The following is a 17,934-nucleotide window of genomic DNA, read 5'->3' as shown; positions in this document are numbered from 1 at the left end:
GTGTTTGCATTATAGAAATAACTTAAGCGATAATTACATTTTATGTAAATTAAAATGGTCGACAAAATAAAAGCGTATGATATGATAGTTCGGGGTCAAGCGCGATTATTGATTTACCTATGGTATAATTTTCGACTAAGATTTATAATGCTAATCGAAGGTCTAACAGAACAAAGCAATATTTAGATTAAAGAGGGGGACCATGAATGGTCGAAAAGATCGATTCACTCACAAATTCATCCCGTGGTAATGTTAATCCGCCAGTTTCCGGGTATGATGCTGACGACATTCAGGTGCTTGAAGGGCTGGTTGCCGTACGGAAACGTCCGGGGATGTATATCGGTAGTACAAGTTCATCTGGGCTTCATCATCTCGTATGGGAGATTGTGGACAACGCAGTTGACGAGCATTTGGCAAAACATTGTTCAAAAATTGAGATTTCACTGAACAAAGATGGTTCAGTTACAGTTTTTGATAACGGACGCGGTATTCCGACAGGAATGCATAAAAGTGGAGTACCTACACCACAGGTTGTATTTACCATTTTGCATGCCGGAGGTAAATTCGGCGGTGGAGGATACAAAAAGTCCGGAGGTTTACATGGAGTTGGTGCTTCTGTAACCAACGCTTTATCCGAGTGGCTGGAAGTAGAAATTTATCGTGATGGTGGTATTCATCGTCAACGTTTTGAATATTGGGTTGATAAAAAAGGCAAAGAACATGTAGGTGAACCTGTAAGTGGTCTAGAAGTGATTGGCAAAACCAAAATTACAGGAACAAAAGTTACATTCAAACCAGATATTCGTGTGTTCCAACAAGGGATAGCATTGAATTATGATACGCTTGCTGAACGTCTGCAAGAGATTGCTTTTCTAAATTCAGGACTAGAAATTTTGCTAAAAGACGACCGTAATGATAAAGAAGATCGTTTTTATTATGAAGGCGGAGCCAGTCAATTCGTAGAATTTCTGAATGAAGGTAAAGATGTATTGCATGATGTTATTCATTTCAATATTGAACGTGAAGATATCGAAGTCGAAGTAGCGATGCAGTACAATGCAGGGTATACTGAGACGCTTGCTTCATTTGTTAATTCGATCCCTACACGGGGCGGCGGTACACATGAGACGGGATTCAGAACAGCATACACTCGCGTATTAAATGATTATGCTCGCAAAACAGCGCTTATCAAAGAAAAAGATAAAAACCTCGAAGGTGGAGATTTACGTGAAGGCATGATGGCGGTAATCAGCGTCAAAATGTCAGATGTAGAATTTGTGGGTCAAACGAAAGACCAACTGGGTAGTTCTTCCGCACGTGGAGCAGTAGATGCTGTCGTCGCTGAAAATATGCAACGTTTTCTTGAAGAAAACCCACAAGTCGGCCAAAAACTGATTAAAAAAGCGGTTCAAGCTTCTCGTGCACGCGAAGCGGCTCGTAAAGCACGTGACGACATGCGTACAGGACGCAAACGCAGTGAAAGTTCGAATCTGAACGGTAAGCTAAGCCCTGCGCAATCCAAAGATTTTTCTAAAAATGAACTATTTATCGTCGAAGGAGATTCGGCAGGTGGTTCTGCGAAGCAAGGACGAGATTCCAAAATTCAAGCGATCTTACCACTCAAAGGTAAACCAATGAATCCGGAGAAATCCAAACTTGCTGATGTGATGAAAAATGAAGAGTATCGGGCGATTATTTCTGCTATTGGAGCAGGAGTAGGAACAGAATTTGCGATAGAAGATAGCAACTACTCCAAAATCATTATTATGACCGATGCGGATACCGATGGTGCTCATATTCAAGTCTTATTACTAACGTTCTTCTACCGTTATATGAAGCAATTGATCGATAATGGTAAAGTCTATATTGCTCAACCTCCGTTGTACAAAATTTCTCAACGTGCAGGTAAAAAATCGCAAGAACGTTATGTATGGACAGACGAAGAACTGAACCAATCGATGAAAGAGTTTGGCAAAAATGTCGATTTGCAACGCTATAAAGGATTAGGAGAAATGAATCCCGAGCAATTATGGGAGACAACGATGAATCCTGAAAGTCGTACGTTATTGCAGGTGCAGATCGAAGATGCTGCCAAAGCAGAGCGTCGTGTATCTACACTGATGGGTGATAAAGTCGATCCTCGTAAACGTTGGATTGTAGAAAATGTAGACTTTACAGAATATGTAGAGTAATACACTAGATAATATGTAAATTGAATTTTAGTAATGATGAAACTAAATGAGCCGCTGCGTTAGTGCAGATGGAAGTGAGCATCATACCGTACTTGGTTGGAATGGTATTCACTTCCCTCTGTACTCTGCGGCGGCTTCAAAATTATCCGGCGATAAGCTCGGAAGGTAAGGTGAACGGATGGCTATTGAAAATAACGATAAATTTTTGCCAGCATTTCTAGAAGAAATCGTTGGAGACCGTTTTGGTCGCTACTCTAAATATATTATTCAAGACCGCGCAATTCCTGATGTTCGTGATGGATTAAAGCCGGTACAACGCCGTATTTTGTACGCGATGTACGACTCGGGCAATACTCCTGAAAAAGGATACCGCAAATCTGCCAAAACGGTCGGCGATGTGATGGGTAATTATCACCCTCATGGTGATTCATCGATCTATGATGGTATGGTACGGATGGCACAACCATGGAAAATGAGTCATACGCTTGTCGATGGACATGGTAACTGGGGATCTCCTGATGATGATCCAGCAGCAGCGATGCGTTATACAGAAGCACGTCTATCTTCGATAGCGATGGAAATTTTGCGTGATATTGATCGCAACACCGTACAATTTAAAGATAATTTCGATAATACGACGCAAGAGCCGGTCGTTCTACCTTCTCGTTATCCTAACTTGTTAGTGAACGGAGTAAGCGGAATTTCGTCTGGTTTTGCTACTGAAATTCCTCCGCACAGTCTGCGCGAAGTGATTGAAGGCTGTATTGCGTTAATGGAAAATCCAGAAATGGAATTGCCTGAATTGATGAATTATATCAAAGGCCCTGATTTTCCAACAGGTGGTACAATTATGGGCGGAGACGGCATACGAGATGCGTACTCCACAGGAAAAGGACGTATTTACGTACGTTCCAAAACCGAAATCGAAACATTACGTGGCGGCAAACAACAGATCGTTATTACCGAGATTCCTTATCAAGTTGTCAAAGTTCGCCTTGTCACTGCGATGGAAAATATACGGCTTGAGAAAAAAGTAGAAGGTATCGCTGAAGTTCGTGATGAAAGTGGACGCGATGGACTACGGATCGTTATTGAACTGAAAAAAGAAGCAGATGCACAAGGAATTCTTGCTTATTTGCTCAAAAAAACCGATCTACAAGTTACTTATAATTTCAATATGGTAGCGATCGTAAATAAAGCTCCTCAGCAAATGGGACTTAAAAGTATTCTAGAAGCTTATATTGCTCATCAACGTGAAGTGGTGACACGTCGTACACAACATGATCTTGATAAAGTTGAAGATCGTGCACACGTATTAGAAGGTCTGGCTAAAGCGCTAAATGTATTAGATGAAGTGATTGCAGCGATCAAAGCGTCTAAAAACCGTCAGGATGCACAAAATAATTTGCAATGGATGTTTGGTCTTACTGAACGCCAAGCAGATGCTATTTTGACGCTTCAATTGTATCGCATAACCAATCTAGAAATTAATCAGGTTGAAAAAGAACTGAATGATATCCAGAAAAAAATTACGAATTTCCGCGCCATTCTTGGTAGCGATAAAAAGCTAGTTGGATTGATCAAAAAAGAATTACTGGAAATTCATGATAAGCATGGTATTAATCGTCGTTCGATTATTCAAGATGAAGTTGAAGAATTAAAAGTTAATCTTGAAGTGATGATTAATTCCGAAGATGTATTGGTTAGCCTTTCTAACGATGGTTATATTAAGCGTACCAGTATGATGTCTTTCAATCGTTCCGGTGGAGAACGTAATGGATCAGGCGCTAAGGAAGATGATTATATTCGTGATGTGATAAATGTAAATACACTGGATAGTCTGCTTGTATTTACACAGCGAGGACAATACTTCTTATTGCCTGTTCATCAGATTCCTGACTTCAAATGGAAAGAAACAGGAAAAGCGATTGTAAATATCATCCCGATGACTCGTGAAGATCGAATCGTAACGATGATTCCGGTTCGCAATTTTGAAGAAGAACAAGCAGATTTGATCTTTGTCACCAAGCGAGGTCAAGTGAAGCGTACAGAAATTAAAGAGTATGCAACCAAGCGTTCAGGAGCAGTTGCTGCTTGTAAGCTAGGGGATGGGGATGAAGTGATCTCAGTCACCCGGGCAGGACAAGCAAGAGACTTGATGCTAATTACCAAAGACGGTATGAGTATCCGTTTCCGCGCCGAAGAAGTGAATCCAATGGGTCGTGTAGCAGCAGGTGTACGTGGGATTCAATTGGTTGGAGACGATGAAGTTGCTGTAGTCTTATGGGTAGATGGAGAAGAAGGACAATTGATGGTCATTACCGATCTCGGTTATGCCAAACGTACTTCATTGTTACAGTATCAGACGCAAAGTCGCGGTGGTAAAGGATTATCTACTTTTGAGTTCAAAGAAGGTAAACGTTCCAAACCTAACGGCAATCGCATTATCGGTGCTTTTGTCTGCGAAGAACATCGTTCATTCCTAGCTATTTTACCTCCTAATCGCATGATCGGATTCAATAGCAAAGCCGCACTACAAACCGATGAACGTAGACATATTGGTAAACAGATTGTCGAAATGGACAAAGCAGATAGTATTACCGGAATTGTAGAAGATTTATCTTCTAACGGCTCTACCTGATTTTTTAAGTGAAAATAAAATAATGCTATAAAATAAACTTCTCTTGCTATCTACAGACAGCAAGAGAAGTTTTTTGTACATATTCATCGCCTAACAACAATTTGACGTATGTTAAATAGTGAAGCAAAAAAACGATACAGTTATAATATTATATTTTGAAATAGTGGAAACTCAAAGTATCTTTATGCACGAAGCTAAGAGAATAGATGATTCTGAAAGAGCGAAGCGCTCGCCTTTAAGAAGGGATATTTACTGCCCTAAGCAGTGATTCAAAATATCCCTTCTTAACAGCGACGGAAAGAATAGCTATTCTCGAAGCGCTTGTACATCAAACTACCAGTACAAATCTCTAAATTTAAATCTCTGCTGAATTAATATTCCAATATAAATGAAAAAAGCTTTTCCGCTCCTTGATTACAAGGCAATGGAAAAGCTTTTTTGTATCCTATTTATACAATACTGAGATTAATTTCACACATTATCTCAATCTTGTTCTACTTACTTCAACTTCGTTTGCTCCAACTCAAGCTCCAACCGTTGCTTCAATTGCTCATAAATATCACTCGACCATTCAATCCACGGCTTAGTCTGCGGAGGAAGTGAGATCATAGAGATCATTCGACCACCGACAGGATGAGGAACAGCAGTCAGTACTGACCACAATGCTAATTGTTCACCACGACGGTTTACTTCAGCACCATACTTTTGATCCCCGAATAACGGATAACCTGCATGAGACATTTGAATCCGAATCTGGTGAGAACGTCCAGTATGCAAATGAATTAACACTAGCGCTAGATTCAAATCCTCATTTTGAGCCAGTACTTCATAATCCAGTACAGCTTCTTTACCACCCGTAGTTCCTGCTGGTACTACTGCGCCTGTATTAGTGCGTGCATTTTTGAGAAGCACGTCTTTAAGTGTTGCTTTGGATACAGTAGGAATACCACGTACAACCGCCACATAACGTTTCACCATCGTACGACTACGTACAGATTCGGACAAACGAGAAGCCGCTTTGGATGTTTTGGCAAATACCATCGCTCCGCCTACCGGACGATCCAGACGGTGGATCAATCCCAAATAGACATTGCCTGCTTTGTTATAACGCTCTTTCAGATCTTCTTTGATCAACGTCAGCATATCTGGATCGCCTGTTGGATCTTCTTGAGAAGGAATATTTACTGGCTTTACAACGCCGATAATATGATTGTCTTCATAAAGAACAGGAATCGGTTCTCTGCCTTTAGTATTTGAATGTTGTTCCATTTGTTATTCCTCAGCTTTCCCAGCGTCCAAGAATACCACAAGGTAAATTCAGACCTGAGTTCGTGATAGGTAGACCAATTTCACCAGAAGAAAGGGTACCACCGTAACGTTGTTGCATTGTCATATTCAAAATATTAGACAACACGGTAGGAGCGATTCCTGTTGTATACGAGTTGATCAGCATAAATAATGGATTGTCAGACATAATCGACAAGCAAGATTCCAGGAACGGATACAGACTGGATTCCAATTTCCACATTTCGCCACCAGGGCCACGTCCATAGGAAGGAGGGTCCATAATGATTGCATCGTATTTGTTACCACGACGTTGCTCACGTTGTACAAATTTAAATACATCATCTGTAATAAAACGTACCGGGCGATCGCCGATACCAGACAATTGATGATTTTCTTTTGCCCATTGCACCATGCCTTTAGCCGCATCTACGTGGACGACATCAGCGCCTGCATAAGAAGCAGCAGTCGTAGCTCCACCAGTATAAGCGAATAAGTTCAACACAGTGATAGGACGACCTGCATTTTTGATTTTGTCCATCATCCAGCTCCAGTTTGCTGCTTGTTCAGGGAATAGACCGGTATGTTTGAAATTTGTTGGTTTGATATGGAAATTCAGATCGCCATAGCGAATATTCCAGCGTTCTGGAATTTTGCGTTTCCATTCCCATTCGCCACCACCTGAAGCGCTACGGTGATAATGCCCGTGGACTTGATTCCAACGCGGGTCTCGATCTGCGGATTGAAGAGGCCAGATGATCTGCGGGTCTGGACGACGTAATAAGATTTCGCCCCAACGCTCCAGACGCTCACCTGCGCCCGTATCAATTAATTCATAATCTTTCCATTGATCAGCAATATACATGTAATAATCCATCCTTATATTTTATTTCTCGATAGATATTGTCTAGGTACAATCATCTATATACAGAGTAGCCTATAAAGCCATCTTTATCAGTTTACCGCATTTCATTGTATAACAATAGATGAAAGGAAGCTATATTTGATTTCTACTCTCAAAAAAACAAAAAGTACGGTATAAATCTTTTATATCATATTAGATTAGCTAAAATAAATGAAGCAAATATTTTGCTGTTACATACACTTTATTACGCATTATCTATTGGTCAGAAGAATAAGAACATCTAGATAACAGACGAAAATATCCGTAAAACAAAAATAAATTAAAAATTTAAAATTCGTTGTTGACAATGAGAATCATTATCAAGTATGATCAATCCATGGAAAACACATATGCGGGAGGATTACAATGTCTAAAATATTAGTGGTGTTCGCCAGCATGACTGGGAATACAGAAGAAATTGCAGATTTGATTGCTGAAGGAATACAATCCACAGGTGGAGAGGTTGAACTCAAGCAAGCAATGGACTGTGATGCGGATACTCTTTTGGAATACGACGCAGTACTCCTTGGCGCTTATACTTGGGGAGATGGCGAATTGCCAGATGAATTCCTCGACTTTTACGAAGATATGGATCAATTAGACCTTGCCGGTAAAAAAGCCGCTGTATTCGGAAGTGGAGACACGTGTTACGAACAATTTGCAGCCGCTGTCGATATTCTTTCGAATAAGTTGCAAGAGCGTGGTGCAGATATCGTAGTAGAAGGGCTGAAGATCGAATTAAATCCTTCATCCGACGAGAAGGAAACTTGTCGTGAATTCGGTAAAAAATTTGCAAGTGTAGCAGTAAGTGTAGGGTAATTCCTAATAACTTGCTCACTAGCTGACACAAAAGTAGATGTAATAAAAGACTTCGTATGACTGGAAAGCAGGTGTTAAGCATATATGAATTATTCTACCGATCAGGCTTCACCTGTTTTGCAGGACTACAAGCTGGAAGAATGGCTACGCATGACATATCGTAATCAAGATCAGCCCGTATCTACACGCAAAGCATCACGTAACCAGGCTTCGCCTATTCATTGGAAGCAACGGGTACAATTTGCGATAGGACATGCGATTAATCGTTATTACAGTATGTCACCAGAGCTAAGAGGGATTAGTGATATTGGTCAACTGGTTGATTTCCGTTGGCCCAAGCGTATCTCTTACTTTGATCATGAACAACAGTACTGGCAAGTCAAAGATCTGGTAACAAATAATATTCGCAAGTTGCTTGCAGCTAATGAATATGCACCTTACCCGATGATGTTGTATGAACAGTATCAGACTTTGGTTCCAGAACTGCAAACAGACTTGTCGGTTATTTTTCAAGTAGCATGGCAAGTGTCTGAACCAACAGCGCAACCGGATCATTCATCCGGACACAAGAGCCTGATCGTTCAGAAGTTTATCGTTGATGATGATCCTTATACAGCAGAAGCTTTTATTCATCTATCTTCCGTGTTTTGCCAGTCTGCTTTTGGTAGATTACCTGAACGAATCGATATTTTTTCGATTATGGAAGGGACAGTACAGCGACATTATCCTTCACCGGAAAAAGTGTCTGCCTCACTGGATTATCTTCATTTATTACAACATGTCGTACCAGGCGGAACTCAAGTCTGTGAACATTGCAGACAGAACGCTGGTGTGACATCCCTAGCTCCTTCGTGGAGCCTCATGTAGGTGGACCAAGAAACGGGTCAAAATCCCCCCATCTTTTTGACCCGGATTCTTTTCACAATATAAGCAAGACCAACGAACATACGGCTTTCCTGTTACAGGGATAGAGACCATTTATCCTTCCGTTCCAGTCACATGATACGGTTAAGATAGATGAACCTCTAAGAAAAAGCGTTTATCCAGGCATGGACCGGACCTCCGTGCTTGGTATAAACGCTTTTTCTGTGTTTGCTATTAGGTTTAAATTTCAGGCATCGGTGGAGAGTACAGATAATAATCTTGAATATCTTGATGTTGGAACCCGCATGATTCATACAGATAAAGTGCACGATCGTTATCAGACACTACATTAAGCCACACACTATGACCTGCTTGACTTTCAGTAAGAGCGACCTGACGCAATGCACTTCGTCCAATACCATGTCCACGTAGCGCTGGATCGATCACAAATCCGTAGATCCAACTATGTTCTCCTTCATAATCCACTTCTATTTTCCCAACAGCTATTCCTGCATGCTCAATAACGATCAATTTACGCGTTTTGGAACGATTGGGATTGGCGAGTGTCGCTAGTGTAGAAGCTTCACTAATAGCAAAAGCATCTGCATCCAATCGTAACCACAAAGGAATATCGCTATCATTAAAGGGACGCAATACCGCTGTTTCCGGTTCATCTACAATAAGATGATTGTGTTCGTTATCCAGTTTGAGCGTGTACTCAATACTGTGTAGAACGACAGGTCTGGTATGCACCCATGCTTGACCGGAGACCGAATCACGAGGCACATTGAGCAGTACTTGCTCGGCGTCTACCAATTGCCCGCGACTTACCGCGTGTTCCCACAATTTTGTGAAGACACCTCGTCTACGATAAAGAGGATGAGTCATTCCACATACTTCAATATTTTGTCCCATACGATAAATGCCTAGAAAGCCAATCAATAATTTACCTTCATAATGGAAAAAGTCTTCTACACTTCCGGGAGCACGATTTTTAAGCATATCCCAGTTTAATTTGAGCATAATAGAATCTTCTTTTTCACAAAGAGCCTGCAATTCCAATATATCTGATAACTGCTGAAGTTTGAGCATAGCTGTACCTCTTTTTTCTGTATTTAATAAAAAGATGATCGATAGACATTATCGATGGCTATGCCGATAAGATCATAAAGTTGATCTTGCACATGTAACCAATGCCTATTATTTTGGTCAGTCTACGTATAATTATATAAGGAATATACTAGATAAAGCTATCTAAGTTTTACAAAATAAAAAAGCATTCGTAGTCACCGGTCAGGTAGAACCACGAATGCGTCCAGTTAATAATAATAGAATAAATGAAATTAGAATCGTAATGATCGTTAAGCTCCATGCTAGTGGCATATTGTTAGCATCGACAGCAAAGTAAATCGCTGTCGGGAGGGTCTGCGTTTTACCCGGGATATTACCAGCAACCATAAGAGTAGCTCCAAATTCTCCGAGTGCTCTGGCAAAAGCAAGCACAAATCCTGTAACCAGAGAGCGCCATGCCAGTGGCAAAATCATATGCCAGAGTAATTGCAATTCGGTAGCGCCTTGAGAGCGGGCAGATTCTAGCACATCTTTATCGACCAGAGCGAATCCCGTTTTGAGTGTCTGATAAGCGAGTGGAAATGAAACTACAGTAGCAGCAATAATCGCTCCTGTTACACTAAATACAATCGGTTGATGTGTAAGCCATTCTGCTAATTGTCCAATCCAACTGCGTCTACCCAATATCGTTAATAATAGTAGACCGACAACAGAAGGAGGCAAGACAAGCGGTAACATAAATACAGTCTCTACTATAGATTTGCCGGGAAAAGAGTAATGATTCATTGCCATTGCAATTACAATACTCAGTAAAAAAGCAAGTGTTCCGGCGATACTAGCAATTTGTAAAGAAAGCAGGATCGGCGAACCGATTATATCCCATGACCAGACAAAAGAACTCATGAGCCTGAAGAAGCCTTCACAAATCCATGTTTGACAAAGATCGCTTGCGCTTCATCTGTCTGCAAATAATCGTAAAAGTCAGCGACTTCTTGAGGATGAGTAGTTGCAGAGACGATTCCAGCAGGATATAGAATCGGATCATGACTATCTGCTTTTGTGGTAAAAGCAACTTTTACGCCATCTGAATCCATTGCATCTGTTTTGTATACAAATCCTGCTTCAGCATTCCCTGTTTCTACATAAGAAAGAACTTGCTTCACATCTTTGGTAAGCACAAGTTTGGATTGCAATGAATCCCAAAGATTTGCAGATTCTAAAGTCTGCTTCGCATACATACCTGCCGGAACAGATTCAGGTGTACCGACAGCTATTTTTTTGATGTTTTCATTAGTGAGGTCTTTTGGTGAAGTTAAAGAGAAAGAGTTATCTTTGGGTACTACAAGTACAAGCTGATTAGCTAATAGATCTTTTTCGTGAGCTGTATCAATCAGCTTAGCACTTAGTAAAGCATCCATTTGTTTGCTACCTGCTGAAAAGAAAAGATCTGCGGGAGCACCTTGCTCAATTTGTTTCTGTAATGTACCTGAAGCGGCAAAATTAAAAGTAAGACTCACATTAGGGTGTTGTTGCTGATATAACGTTTGAATTTCTTGCAGACTATCGGTTAAGCTTGCCGCCGCTGAAATCGTTAATTGCACAGGTGCATCTTGAGTAGCTGTAGCACTATTTTCTGTGGAAGTTGTTGTAGGAGTAGTAGAGTTATCTGTACTGGATGTTGTTGTGGTGGATGAGCAAGCACTGAGCATCAAGAGCACACATACAAGCATAGCAGTCATACTTAGGCGTGATGTAAGCGAAGCAGAACGAAGTGAACGTAAAGAAACTAGAGATTTCAACAAATATTCCTCCTTAAAGTTATAATACAACTATGTATTACACTCATTATTATATATTAGATCATACTAAATCATTCTAATTATATCTAGTTATAATTAAATATAATGATTCATAAGCGATTCACTTATAGATTAAATTGAAAACACTTCTGATCCACGTTAAGATAAACGTATATTGTTAGGGAGGAACCACCTATGAATGAGCAGGTGTCATACACAACTGAAGAAATCGCCAAATTACTAAAAGTCTCCAAGTTAACGGTTTATGATTTGATCAAAAAAGGCGATCTGCCTGCCTATCGTGTCGGTAAACAAATGCGAGTCGATCATTATGATCTAGAAGCTTACAAACAAAAAGCCAAAAACGGCATGATTCGTGAAAATCGAGAAAATGCGGGACAGCTTAATATGACAGCTACTCCACTAGATAGCATGTTGCAGACTTCTTCATCGTCTGATTCAACAGACGTTTCTCCACTTCAACCGGGAGTCGGTAATATTCCACATATGGATTATGAAGATCATACATCTGATGCGGAAGCAACAGTTACACCTGAATTTGTACATGCAGCTTATGCCCGTCCAGAAGAGATTTTGCGGAATACAGGAACGATGAATCCTATAACACAGGAACCTGTCACCCCACCAACCAGTGGAAGAACGATTGTGATTACCGGGCAGGATAGCAGTCTGGATATTCTGGCACGTTATATGGAAAAAGAAGATAGTCGCTATCGTCCTCTTCGTTCTTTTGCAGGGAGTATGGATAGTCTGGTATCTATGTATATGGGCAATTCCGATATTGTTAGCACTCATTTATTTGATGGAGAGACAGGCGATTATAATTTGCCGTATATTCGTAAAATTCTAGTTTCTCATCCTTGTACAGTGATTAATCTAGCATCGAGAAGAGCAGGATTATATGTAGCTAAAGGCAATCCAAAAGGGATTCGTTCATGGCAAGACTTGGCTCAAGCTGGACTAACAATGGTGAACCGGGAACGCGGAGCAGGAGCGCGTGTATTACTGGATGAGCAACTACGATTGAACGATATTCGTACATCACAGTTACAAGGGTATGCACAGGAAGAATCTTCTCATATAGCAGTCGCTGGCAAAGTAGCTAGTGGTCAAGCCGATGTAGGGGTCGGAAGCGAGAAAGCTGCTGCTTTAGTAGGAGTAGAGTTTATCCCATTAACGGTTGAGCGTTATGATCTGGTAATACTCAATAAAACCGAAAATGCAGAATGGATAGCTACATTAAGAAGAATACTATCATCCGATGAATTTAAGCGTGAACTACAAGCAATCGGTGGATATGATCTATCTCGTACAGGGGAAATATTGTACGCCAGTGAATATTAATATATCGAATAAGGAGGAAATAACGATGAAAGACAAAGTAAAAGGATTGGTATTAGGGATAGCAATCGGTTCATTGTTAACAGGGACAGGTGTAGCAATGGCAGCAAATACGACCAGTATTCAGGTAGCTTTTAAAAATGTAGGTCTATATATCGATCAAGTCAAAAAATCAGACGCCAATGTCATTATTTATAAAGGAACAACCTATGTACCAGCTAGAACGATGAGTACAGCTATGAGCAAAGATATTCGTTTGTCGAACAATAATTTGTATATTGGAAGTAATCAGACGAATAGTGCAGGTTCATCATCCTCTTCTAATTCGGCAAATACGCCAACTCCAACGATACCAACTCCAAGTGCGCCTACCGTACCGGCTACACCATCTTCATCATCCAGTACATCTACTACTACCAATACATCTGGAATAAACGAAGCCCAAGCGATTCAATTGGTGAAAGACAAATATAAGTTGAATGGTTCTTCTTATCTGGTGGCAGATGTAGATCATGAAGAAGACAATATGTATGTTGTCCATGTCTATGAAAATGTAGTTGATGATGCAGCGACAGGCGAAGGTCATACTGCTACTTATGGATGGTATTATGTAGATAAAAAAACAGGTGCGATTACATCGATGTTCTAAACAAACGATAACGATGATATGAAATACTCAAAAAGCTGGAACTCGTTAGTGTACACACGAGTTCCAGCTTTTTGTTATCTAGCATGCCAGCATACTACAAGTTAGCTAACACAATACAAGTAACAGATTGCAATTAAGAGGTGATTGGAATCCAGATTTGCGGAGCCACGTTAGGGCCGCCGTATACTTCTAGTTCAGGCAGATACGCATGTTCATAAGCATTAGAAGGAAACCATTCGGAGATAATCTGCTTCCAGACTTTTTGCATACTAGATGGCATCGGGCCTTCTACTTCAAATACACTCCATTTGGAAGCAGGAATGTGTAAGCTTGATAATCCTTCAGAAATCTCCCCATCGTAAGCCGTAGCAATCCAATACTCCATTTGATTAGATTGCAGTTCAGTCTGATCTACACAGACTCCTAGTAATCCTTTTAGAGTACCGTTGTTCAGTTCAAATAAACGATCTTCTACACCTTCATGATACGCTTTGTCCCACATTTTAGGGATGTCGCGCAGATTCTCACCATTTTCATAAGAGAATGTTTGCTTGATGCCGACTAATGAAAATGCAGGATGTTCGATTATTTTATAATTCATCGGTTCCGCTCCTTTAATATTGACTTGAATCGTTAAGCGATTGAAAGACTTGAGTGAACTACTGTGTTTGCGTGCTTCACTAGGTGCAATCCCATGTTGCCTGCGGAAAGCTTTGGAAAAAGATTCCGGTGTATCGTATCCATATTTATGCGCAAGCTCAATAATTTTGTGCTCACTATGTAGAAGTTCATGTGCAGCCAATGTTAATCGTCTACGTCTCAAATATTCTGCCACTGTGGTATCCGTTAACAACGAAAAGTTACGTTGAAAATAAAAAGGGGACAGATGCGCTTGAGCAGCAATTTGTTCGATCGTTATCGGCTCTAACAAATGTTCTTCCATATAGTGAATAGCTGTCTGTAAAGAGGTTATCCAGTTCATCGTTATTGTTCACTCCTTGCTGTTTATTATAAAGGAAAGCAATCGCTCTATCCGGTCATTTTGTGCGCAGTTTTGTCTGTCTTATAGAGAACAGATTATGAATATAATAGGTGTGGCTATAGTTGTTTTGACAATGATAATGATTATCATTTATAATAGTGTAAGATACAGATTTTGAAGGAGGCTTGGCTATGTTTGCTATTATGCGTAGTATCACAGTAACAGAAGGTAACGCCAATCAAGTGGTAGAGCGTTTTAACCAACCTGGTATTTTGGAAGAACAGCCTGGTTTTGTCGATTTGACGATTTTGGTTAAGCAGACTCGTAAAGGGGAAGAAGAAGTTGTGCTTTTATTCCGCTGGGAGTCTGAAGAAGCATGGAAGAACTGGGAGAAAAGTGATGCTCATATTCAAGGGCATCGCCAAAAAGCAGGTCAACCCAAACCTGACTATATCATTAACTCTACAAACGGGAAATATGATATCAAAGCGATTAAAAAAGGTAAAGAATAACCATCAATAACTATGATCATAGAATAAAATGATACACAAAAAGGATGAGCTACCTATAAGTAGTCCATCCTTTTTTGATCAAAAGATCAGTACACTAAGCTTTTTAAATATACTCTATCTACAGACAAAGTCGCTATTATAGCGGCTTTTTTTGTTTTTTTATCATTCAAATGTTGTTATCTAAGGCTGAACTGATCGGTATGTATACGGGGATAGAGAAAATAACGCAATAGCCCGTTCGAGTCTTTTTCTTACTTTTCACCAACTTGTCAGAAAGATATGATTCTTCTTGGAACGATTAAGGACAAAAATGTGACTGCGATTGTATTGGGTCAAAATTAGAATACAATAAATTTTAAATATCTATGGATATAGTAACTTGATCTATTCTGCAAGATGAAAGGGGACAACGATAAAGATGGAGATCGATACGGTGTTATGGAGCAGGCTTGTAACAGGGCTGACACTTGGGTTTCACGTTATTTTTGCAACGTTGGGTGTCGGCATTCCATTAATGATCGCTATAGCGGAGTTGATCGGTATTCGCAAAAAAGATCATCACTACATACTTATGGCAAAAAGATGGTCAAGAGGATTTGTGATTTCTGTTGCAGTCGGTGTAGTAACAGGTACAGCAATCTCTCTACAACTGGCTCTTGTGTGGCCTAATTTTATGAAATTAGCTGGAAATGTGATTGCATTGCCTTTATTTATGGAGGTATTTGCGTTCTTTTTTGAAGCGATCTTTTTAGGAATTTATTTGTATACATGGGATCGATTCAAAAATCCATATTTACACTGGTTATTAACGATTCCGATTGTGGCTGGAGCTGGAATGTCGGCTGTATTTATTACAACAGTCAATGGATTTATGAATACACCGGGAGGATTTCTAATGGAGGCAGGGCAATTTGTAGCTATAAATCCTGTACAAGCGATGCTCAATACAGCGACATTTTCTAAAGTATTCCATGTACTGAGTTCAGCTTATCTTACAGGTGCGGCATTATTAGCCGGAATTGCTGCTTTTGCTATGTTGAGAAAAGGTGTATCTGCTTATCACAAAAAAGGCTTAAATCTGATGATGGCAGTGGTGTTGTTATTCAGTCTATTCAATACATTAGCTGGCGACGTGTCAGCTAAATTTCTGGCAGAACATCAACCGGAGAAACTTGCTGCGGCAGAATGGCATTTTGAAACTGAACGTGGAGCAGACTTGATTCTGTTGGGATGGTTGAATGCAGAGCATGAAGTAATAGGCGCACTTCACTTGCCGAAAGTACTTAGTTTTCTAGCATTCGGTGACTTTAATGCAGAAGTTACAGGACTGAATGAATTCCCTTTGGATGAACGTCCACCACTACTTGTCCATTATTTGTTTGATGCAATGGCGGGAATTGGATTTACATTGCTTGCCGTATCCAGTCTATATTTTCTATTGCTGTTCTTGAAGAAGCGCAAGGAGCTTAACCTTAATAAATGGATGCTTCGTATGGTTGCACTATCTGCGCCGCTTGCCTTTTTAGCTGTTGAAATGGGTTGGTTCTATGCAGAACTAGGAAGACAGCCGTGGATTATTCGGGGGTATATACGTGTAGAAGAAGCGGCAACATCTTCGCCAAGTGTCCGCATTTTGTTTTTTGTTTTCTTACTTCTTTATATTGTACTTGGCACAATATGTGTTCTGGTATTACGACGACTATTCAATAACAATCCTGCTGAAGTAGAGATCGAGAAGTGGCTCAAAGACCATCCTGACAATAAGGCTGAGAAAGGTGGGCACTCATGATTAGTTATGAATTGATTGGTATCTCGGTACTCTGGCTATTTTTATATGGCTATTTAATAGTAGCTTCAATCGATTTTGGCGCAGGATTTTTTGCTTTCTATGCACGCTTAACGAAGCAAGATCATCTGATTAACCGACTGATCTCACGATATTTGTCACCGGTCTGGGAGATCACCAATGTGTTTTTTGTCTTTTTCTATATTGGGATTGTCGGATTTTTCCCGGATACTGCGTATTATTATGGATCTGCTTTACTGGTTCCCGGAAGTATTGCTATTATTCTGCTTGCGATCCGGGGTTCATTTTATGCTTTTGAAAATTATGGTTCCAAAAATAATATTGTATTTCTATTTTTGTATGGAGCAACAGGATTGCTGATTCCAGCTTCGTTATCTGTAGCCCTGACGCTGGCTGAAGGAGGATTTATTCTCAAGCAAGGAAATATCGTGTCTCTGGATTATTGGGAACTGTTCACCAACCCATTGTCATGGAGTATTGTCGGGCTGGCAATTGTATCTGTTTTATTTATTAGTGGCTCCTTTTTAACCTTTTATGCTTCACGTGCAGAAGATGAATCTGCTTTAAAGTTGATGCGAGGGTATGCTTTATTTTGGAGTACACCTACTATTGTGATGGCATTAACCGCTTTTATTTATCTAGGTCAGCACAATGCAAGACATTTTCAAAATATGATGGATTTATGGTGGTTGCTTGCTCTTTCGATAGCTTTCTTTATGATCGCTATGTGGCTGTTATATAACGGACGTCGCTACGGCTTAGCATTTAGTTGTATTATGCTACAGTTTTTCTGTGCATTTTTTGCTTATGGTATCGGGCAATATCCATATATTCTCGATCCCTATATCACTATCCAGAGCAGTGGAACTTCACCGGCGATGGGCTTTGCATTAGTGGTTGTATTTATAGGTGGGCTCTGTCTGTTAATTCCTTCGCTCATTCTAGTATTCAAGCTATTTTTGTTTGATGCAGATTATGTCAAAGGGAAAAAATAAAGCATGTTACAAATTATAGTGGCATAGAAGGATGTTCCGACTATGCCTTGATT

At 40.2% G+C, this 17,934-nt stretch carries 16 protein-coding genes; 10 read left to right on the top strand and 6 right to left on the bottom strand.

What is annotated here, in order from left to right; genetic code table 11:
- Positions 1 to 206 precede the first annotated feature (206 nt).
- The 3 genes from parE to gyrA are packed head-to-tail and all read left to right on the top strand — an operon-like array spanning position 207 to position 4,833.
- On the top strand, positions 207 to 2,192 hold the full coding sequence (gene parE / locus PQ456_RS13715; RefSeq protein WP_273612800.1) for a DNA topoisomerase IV subunit B: 1,986 nt from the start codon (positions 207 to 209) through the stop codon (positions 2,190 to 2,192).
- A gap of 46 nt (positions 2,193 to 2,238) precedes the next feature.
- Positions 2,239 to 2,361 carry a hypothetical protein gene (locus tag PQ456_RS13710; RefSeq protein WP_273612799.1) on the top strand — a complete coding sequence of 41 codons (123 nt, stop codon included), beginning with the start codon at positions 2,239 to 2,241 and terminating at the stop codon, positions 2,359 to 2,361.
- A 9-nt stretch (positions 2,362 to 2,370) separates the two neighbouring features.
- A complete protein-coding gene (gene gyrA, locus PQ456_RS13705; protein ID WP_420540614.1) occupies positions 2,371 to 4,833 on the top strand; it encodes a DNA gyrase subunit A in 2,463 nt (820 codons plus the stop codon).
- 498 nt (positions 4,834 to 5,331) lie between these two features.
- On the opposite strand, the gene PQ456_RS13700 is transcribed toward gyrA, so the two are convergent.
- Both PQ456_RS13700 and PQ456_RS13695 read right to left on the bottom strand, forming a co-directional pair.
- On the bottom strand, positions 5,332 to 6,102 hold the full coding sequence (locus PQ456_RS13700; RefSeq protein ID WP_273612798.1) for an RluA family pseudouridine synthase: 771 nt from the start codon (positions 6,100 to 6,102) through the stop codon (positions 5,332 to 5,334).
- Between the two features lie 10 nt (positions 6,103 to 6,112).
- Positions 6,113 to 6,982: a class I SAM-dependent methyltransferase gene (locus PQ456_RS13695; RefSeq protein WP_273612797.1), complete on the bottom strand. Its 870-nt coding sequence runs from the start codon at positions 6,980 to 6,982 to the stop codon at positions 6,113 to 6,115.
- Between the two features lie 405 nt (positions 6,983 to 7,387).
- On the opposite strand from PQ456_RS13695, the gene PQ456_RS13690 reads away from it, so the two are divergent.
- Both PQ456_RS13690 and PQ456_RS13685 read left to right on the top strand, forming a co-directional pair.
- A complete protein-coding gene (locus tag PQ456_RS13690) occupies positions 7,388 to 7,840 on the top strand; it encodes a flavodoxin (protein WP_273612796.1) in 453 nt (150 codons plus the stop codon).
- Positions 7,841 to 7,924: 84 nt separating this feature from the next.
- Positions 7,925 to 8,707, top strand: a complete 783-nt coding sequence (locus tag PQ456_RS13685) for a hypothetical protein (RefSeq protein ID WP_273612795.1) — start codon at positions 7,925 to 7,927, stop codon at positions 8,705 to 8,707.
- Positions 8,708 to 8,944: 237 nt separating this feature from the next.
- Here the strand turns inward: PQ456_RS13685 and PQ456_RS13680 are convergent, their stop codons facing one another.
- The 3 genes from PQ456_RS13680 to modA form a co-directional block, all read right to left on the bottom strand.
- The gene (locus PQ456_RS13680; protein WP_273612794.1) at positions 8,945 to 9,796 is read right to left on the bottom strand and encodes a GNAT family N-acetyltransferase; all 852 of its coding nucleotides are present in this window, start codon (positions 9,794 to 9,796) and stop codon (positions 8,945 to 8,947) included.
- Between the two features lie 201 nt (positions 9,797 to 9,997).
- Positions 9,998 to 10,678, bottom strand: a complete 681-nt coding sequence (modB, locus tag PQ456_RS13675; RefSeq protein ID WP_273612793.1) for a molybdate ABC transporter permease subunit — start codon at positions 10,676 to 10,678, stop codon at positions 9,998 to 10,000.
- Entirely contained in the window at positions 10,675 to 11,484 is an 810-nt protein-coding gene (modA, locus tag PQ456_RS13670) for a molybdate ABC transporter substrate-binding protein (RefSeq protein WP_420540670.1), read from the bottom strand. Before modA ends, modB begins: the two co-directional genes overlap by 4 nt.
- Positions 11,485 to 11,769: 285 nt before the next feature.
- Here modA and PQ456_RS13665 point away from each other — a divergent pair, with 285 nt between their 5' ends.
- Both PQ456_RS13665 and PQ456_RS13660 read left to right on the top strand, forming a co-directional pair.
- Entirely contained in the window at positions 11,770 to 12,939 is a 1,170-nt protein-coding gene (locus PQ456_RS13665; protein WP_273612791.1) for a helix-turn-helix transcriptional regulator, read from the top strand.
- 25 nt (positions 12,940 to 12,964) lie between these two features.
- Positions 12,965 to 13,585, top strand: coding sequence for a hypothetical protein (locus tag PQ456_RS13660; protein ID WP_273612790.1), 621 nt, complete (start codon positions 12,965 to 12,967; stop codon positions 13,583 to 13,585).
- A gap of 133 nt (positions 13,586 to 13,718) precedes the next feature.
- Here PQ456_RS13660 and PQ456_RS13655 read toward each other — a convergent pair whose 3' ends face one another.
- The gene (locus tag PQ456_RS13655; RefSeq protein ID WP_273612789.1) at positions 13,719 to 14,567 is read right to left on the bottom strand and encodes an AraC family transcriptional regulator; all 849 of its coding nucleotides are present in this window, start codon (positions 14,565 to 14,567) and stop codon (positions 13,719 to 13,721) included.
- A gap of 191 nt (positions 14,568 to 14,758) precedes the next feature.
- Here PQ456_RS13655 and PQ456_RS13650 point away from each other — a divergent pair, with 191 nt between their 5' ends.
- The 3 genes from PQ456_RS13650 (at position 14,759) to PQ456_RS13640 (ending at position 17,881) form a co-directional block, all read left to right on the top strand.
- Entirely contained in the window at positions 14,759 to 15,079 is a 321-nt protein-coding gene (locus PQ456_RS13650; protein ID WP_273612788.1) for an antibiotic biosynthesis monooxygenase family protein, read from the top strand.
- A gap of 418 nt (positions 15,080 to 15,497) precedes the next feature.
- The gene (locus PQ456_RS13645) at positions 15,498 to 16,868 is read left to right on the top strand and encodes a cytochrome ubiquinol oxidase subunit I (RefSeq protein WP_273612787.1); all 1,371 of its coding nucleotides are present in this window, start codon (positions 15,498 to 15,500) and stop codon (positions 16,866 to 16,868) included.
- Positions 16,865 to 17,881, top strand: coding sequence for a cytochrome d ubiquinol oxidase subunit II (locus PQ456_RS13640; RefSeq protein ID WP_273612786.1), 1,017 nt, complete (start codon positions 16,865 to 16,867; stop codon positions 17,879 to 17,881). The genes PQ456_RS13645 and PQ456_RS13640 overlap by 4 nt, the downstream gene beginning before the upstream one ends.
- Positions 17,882 to 17,934: the final 53 nt, after the last annotated feature.

This window comes from Paenibacillus kyungheensis, from assembly GCF_028606985.1.
Taxonomy (GTDB): Bacteria; Bacillota; Bacilli; order Paenibacillales; family Paenibacillaceae; genus Saccharibacillus; species Saccharibacillus kyungheensis.
This window is presented reverse-complemented; position numbering and strand designations above follow the sequence as displayed.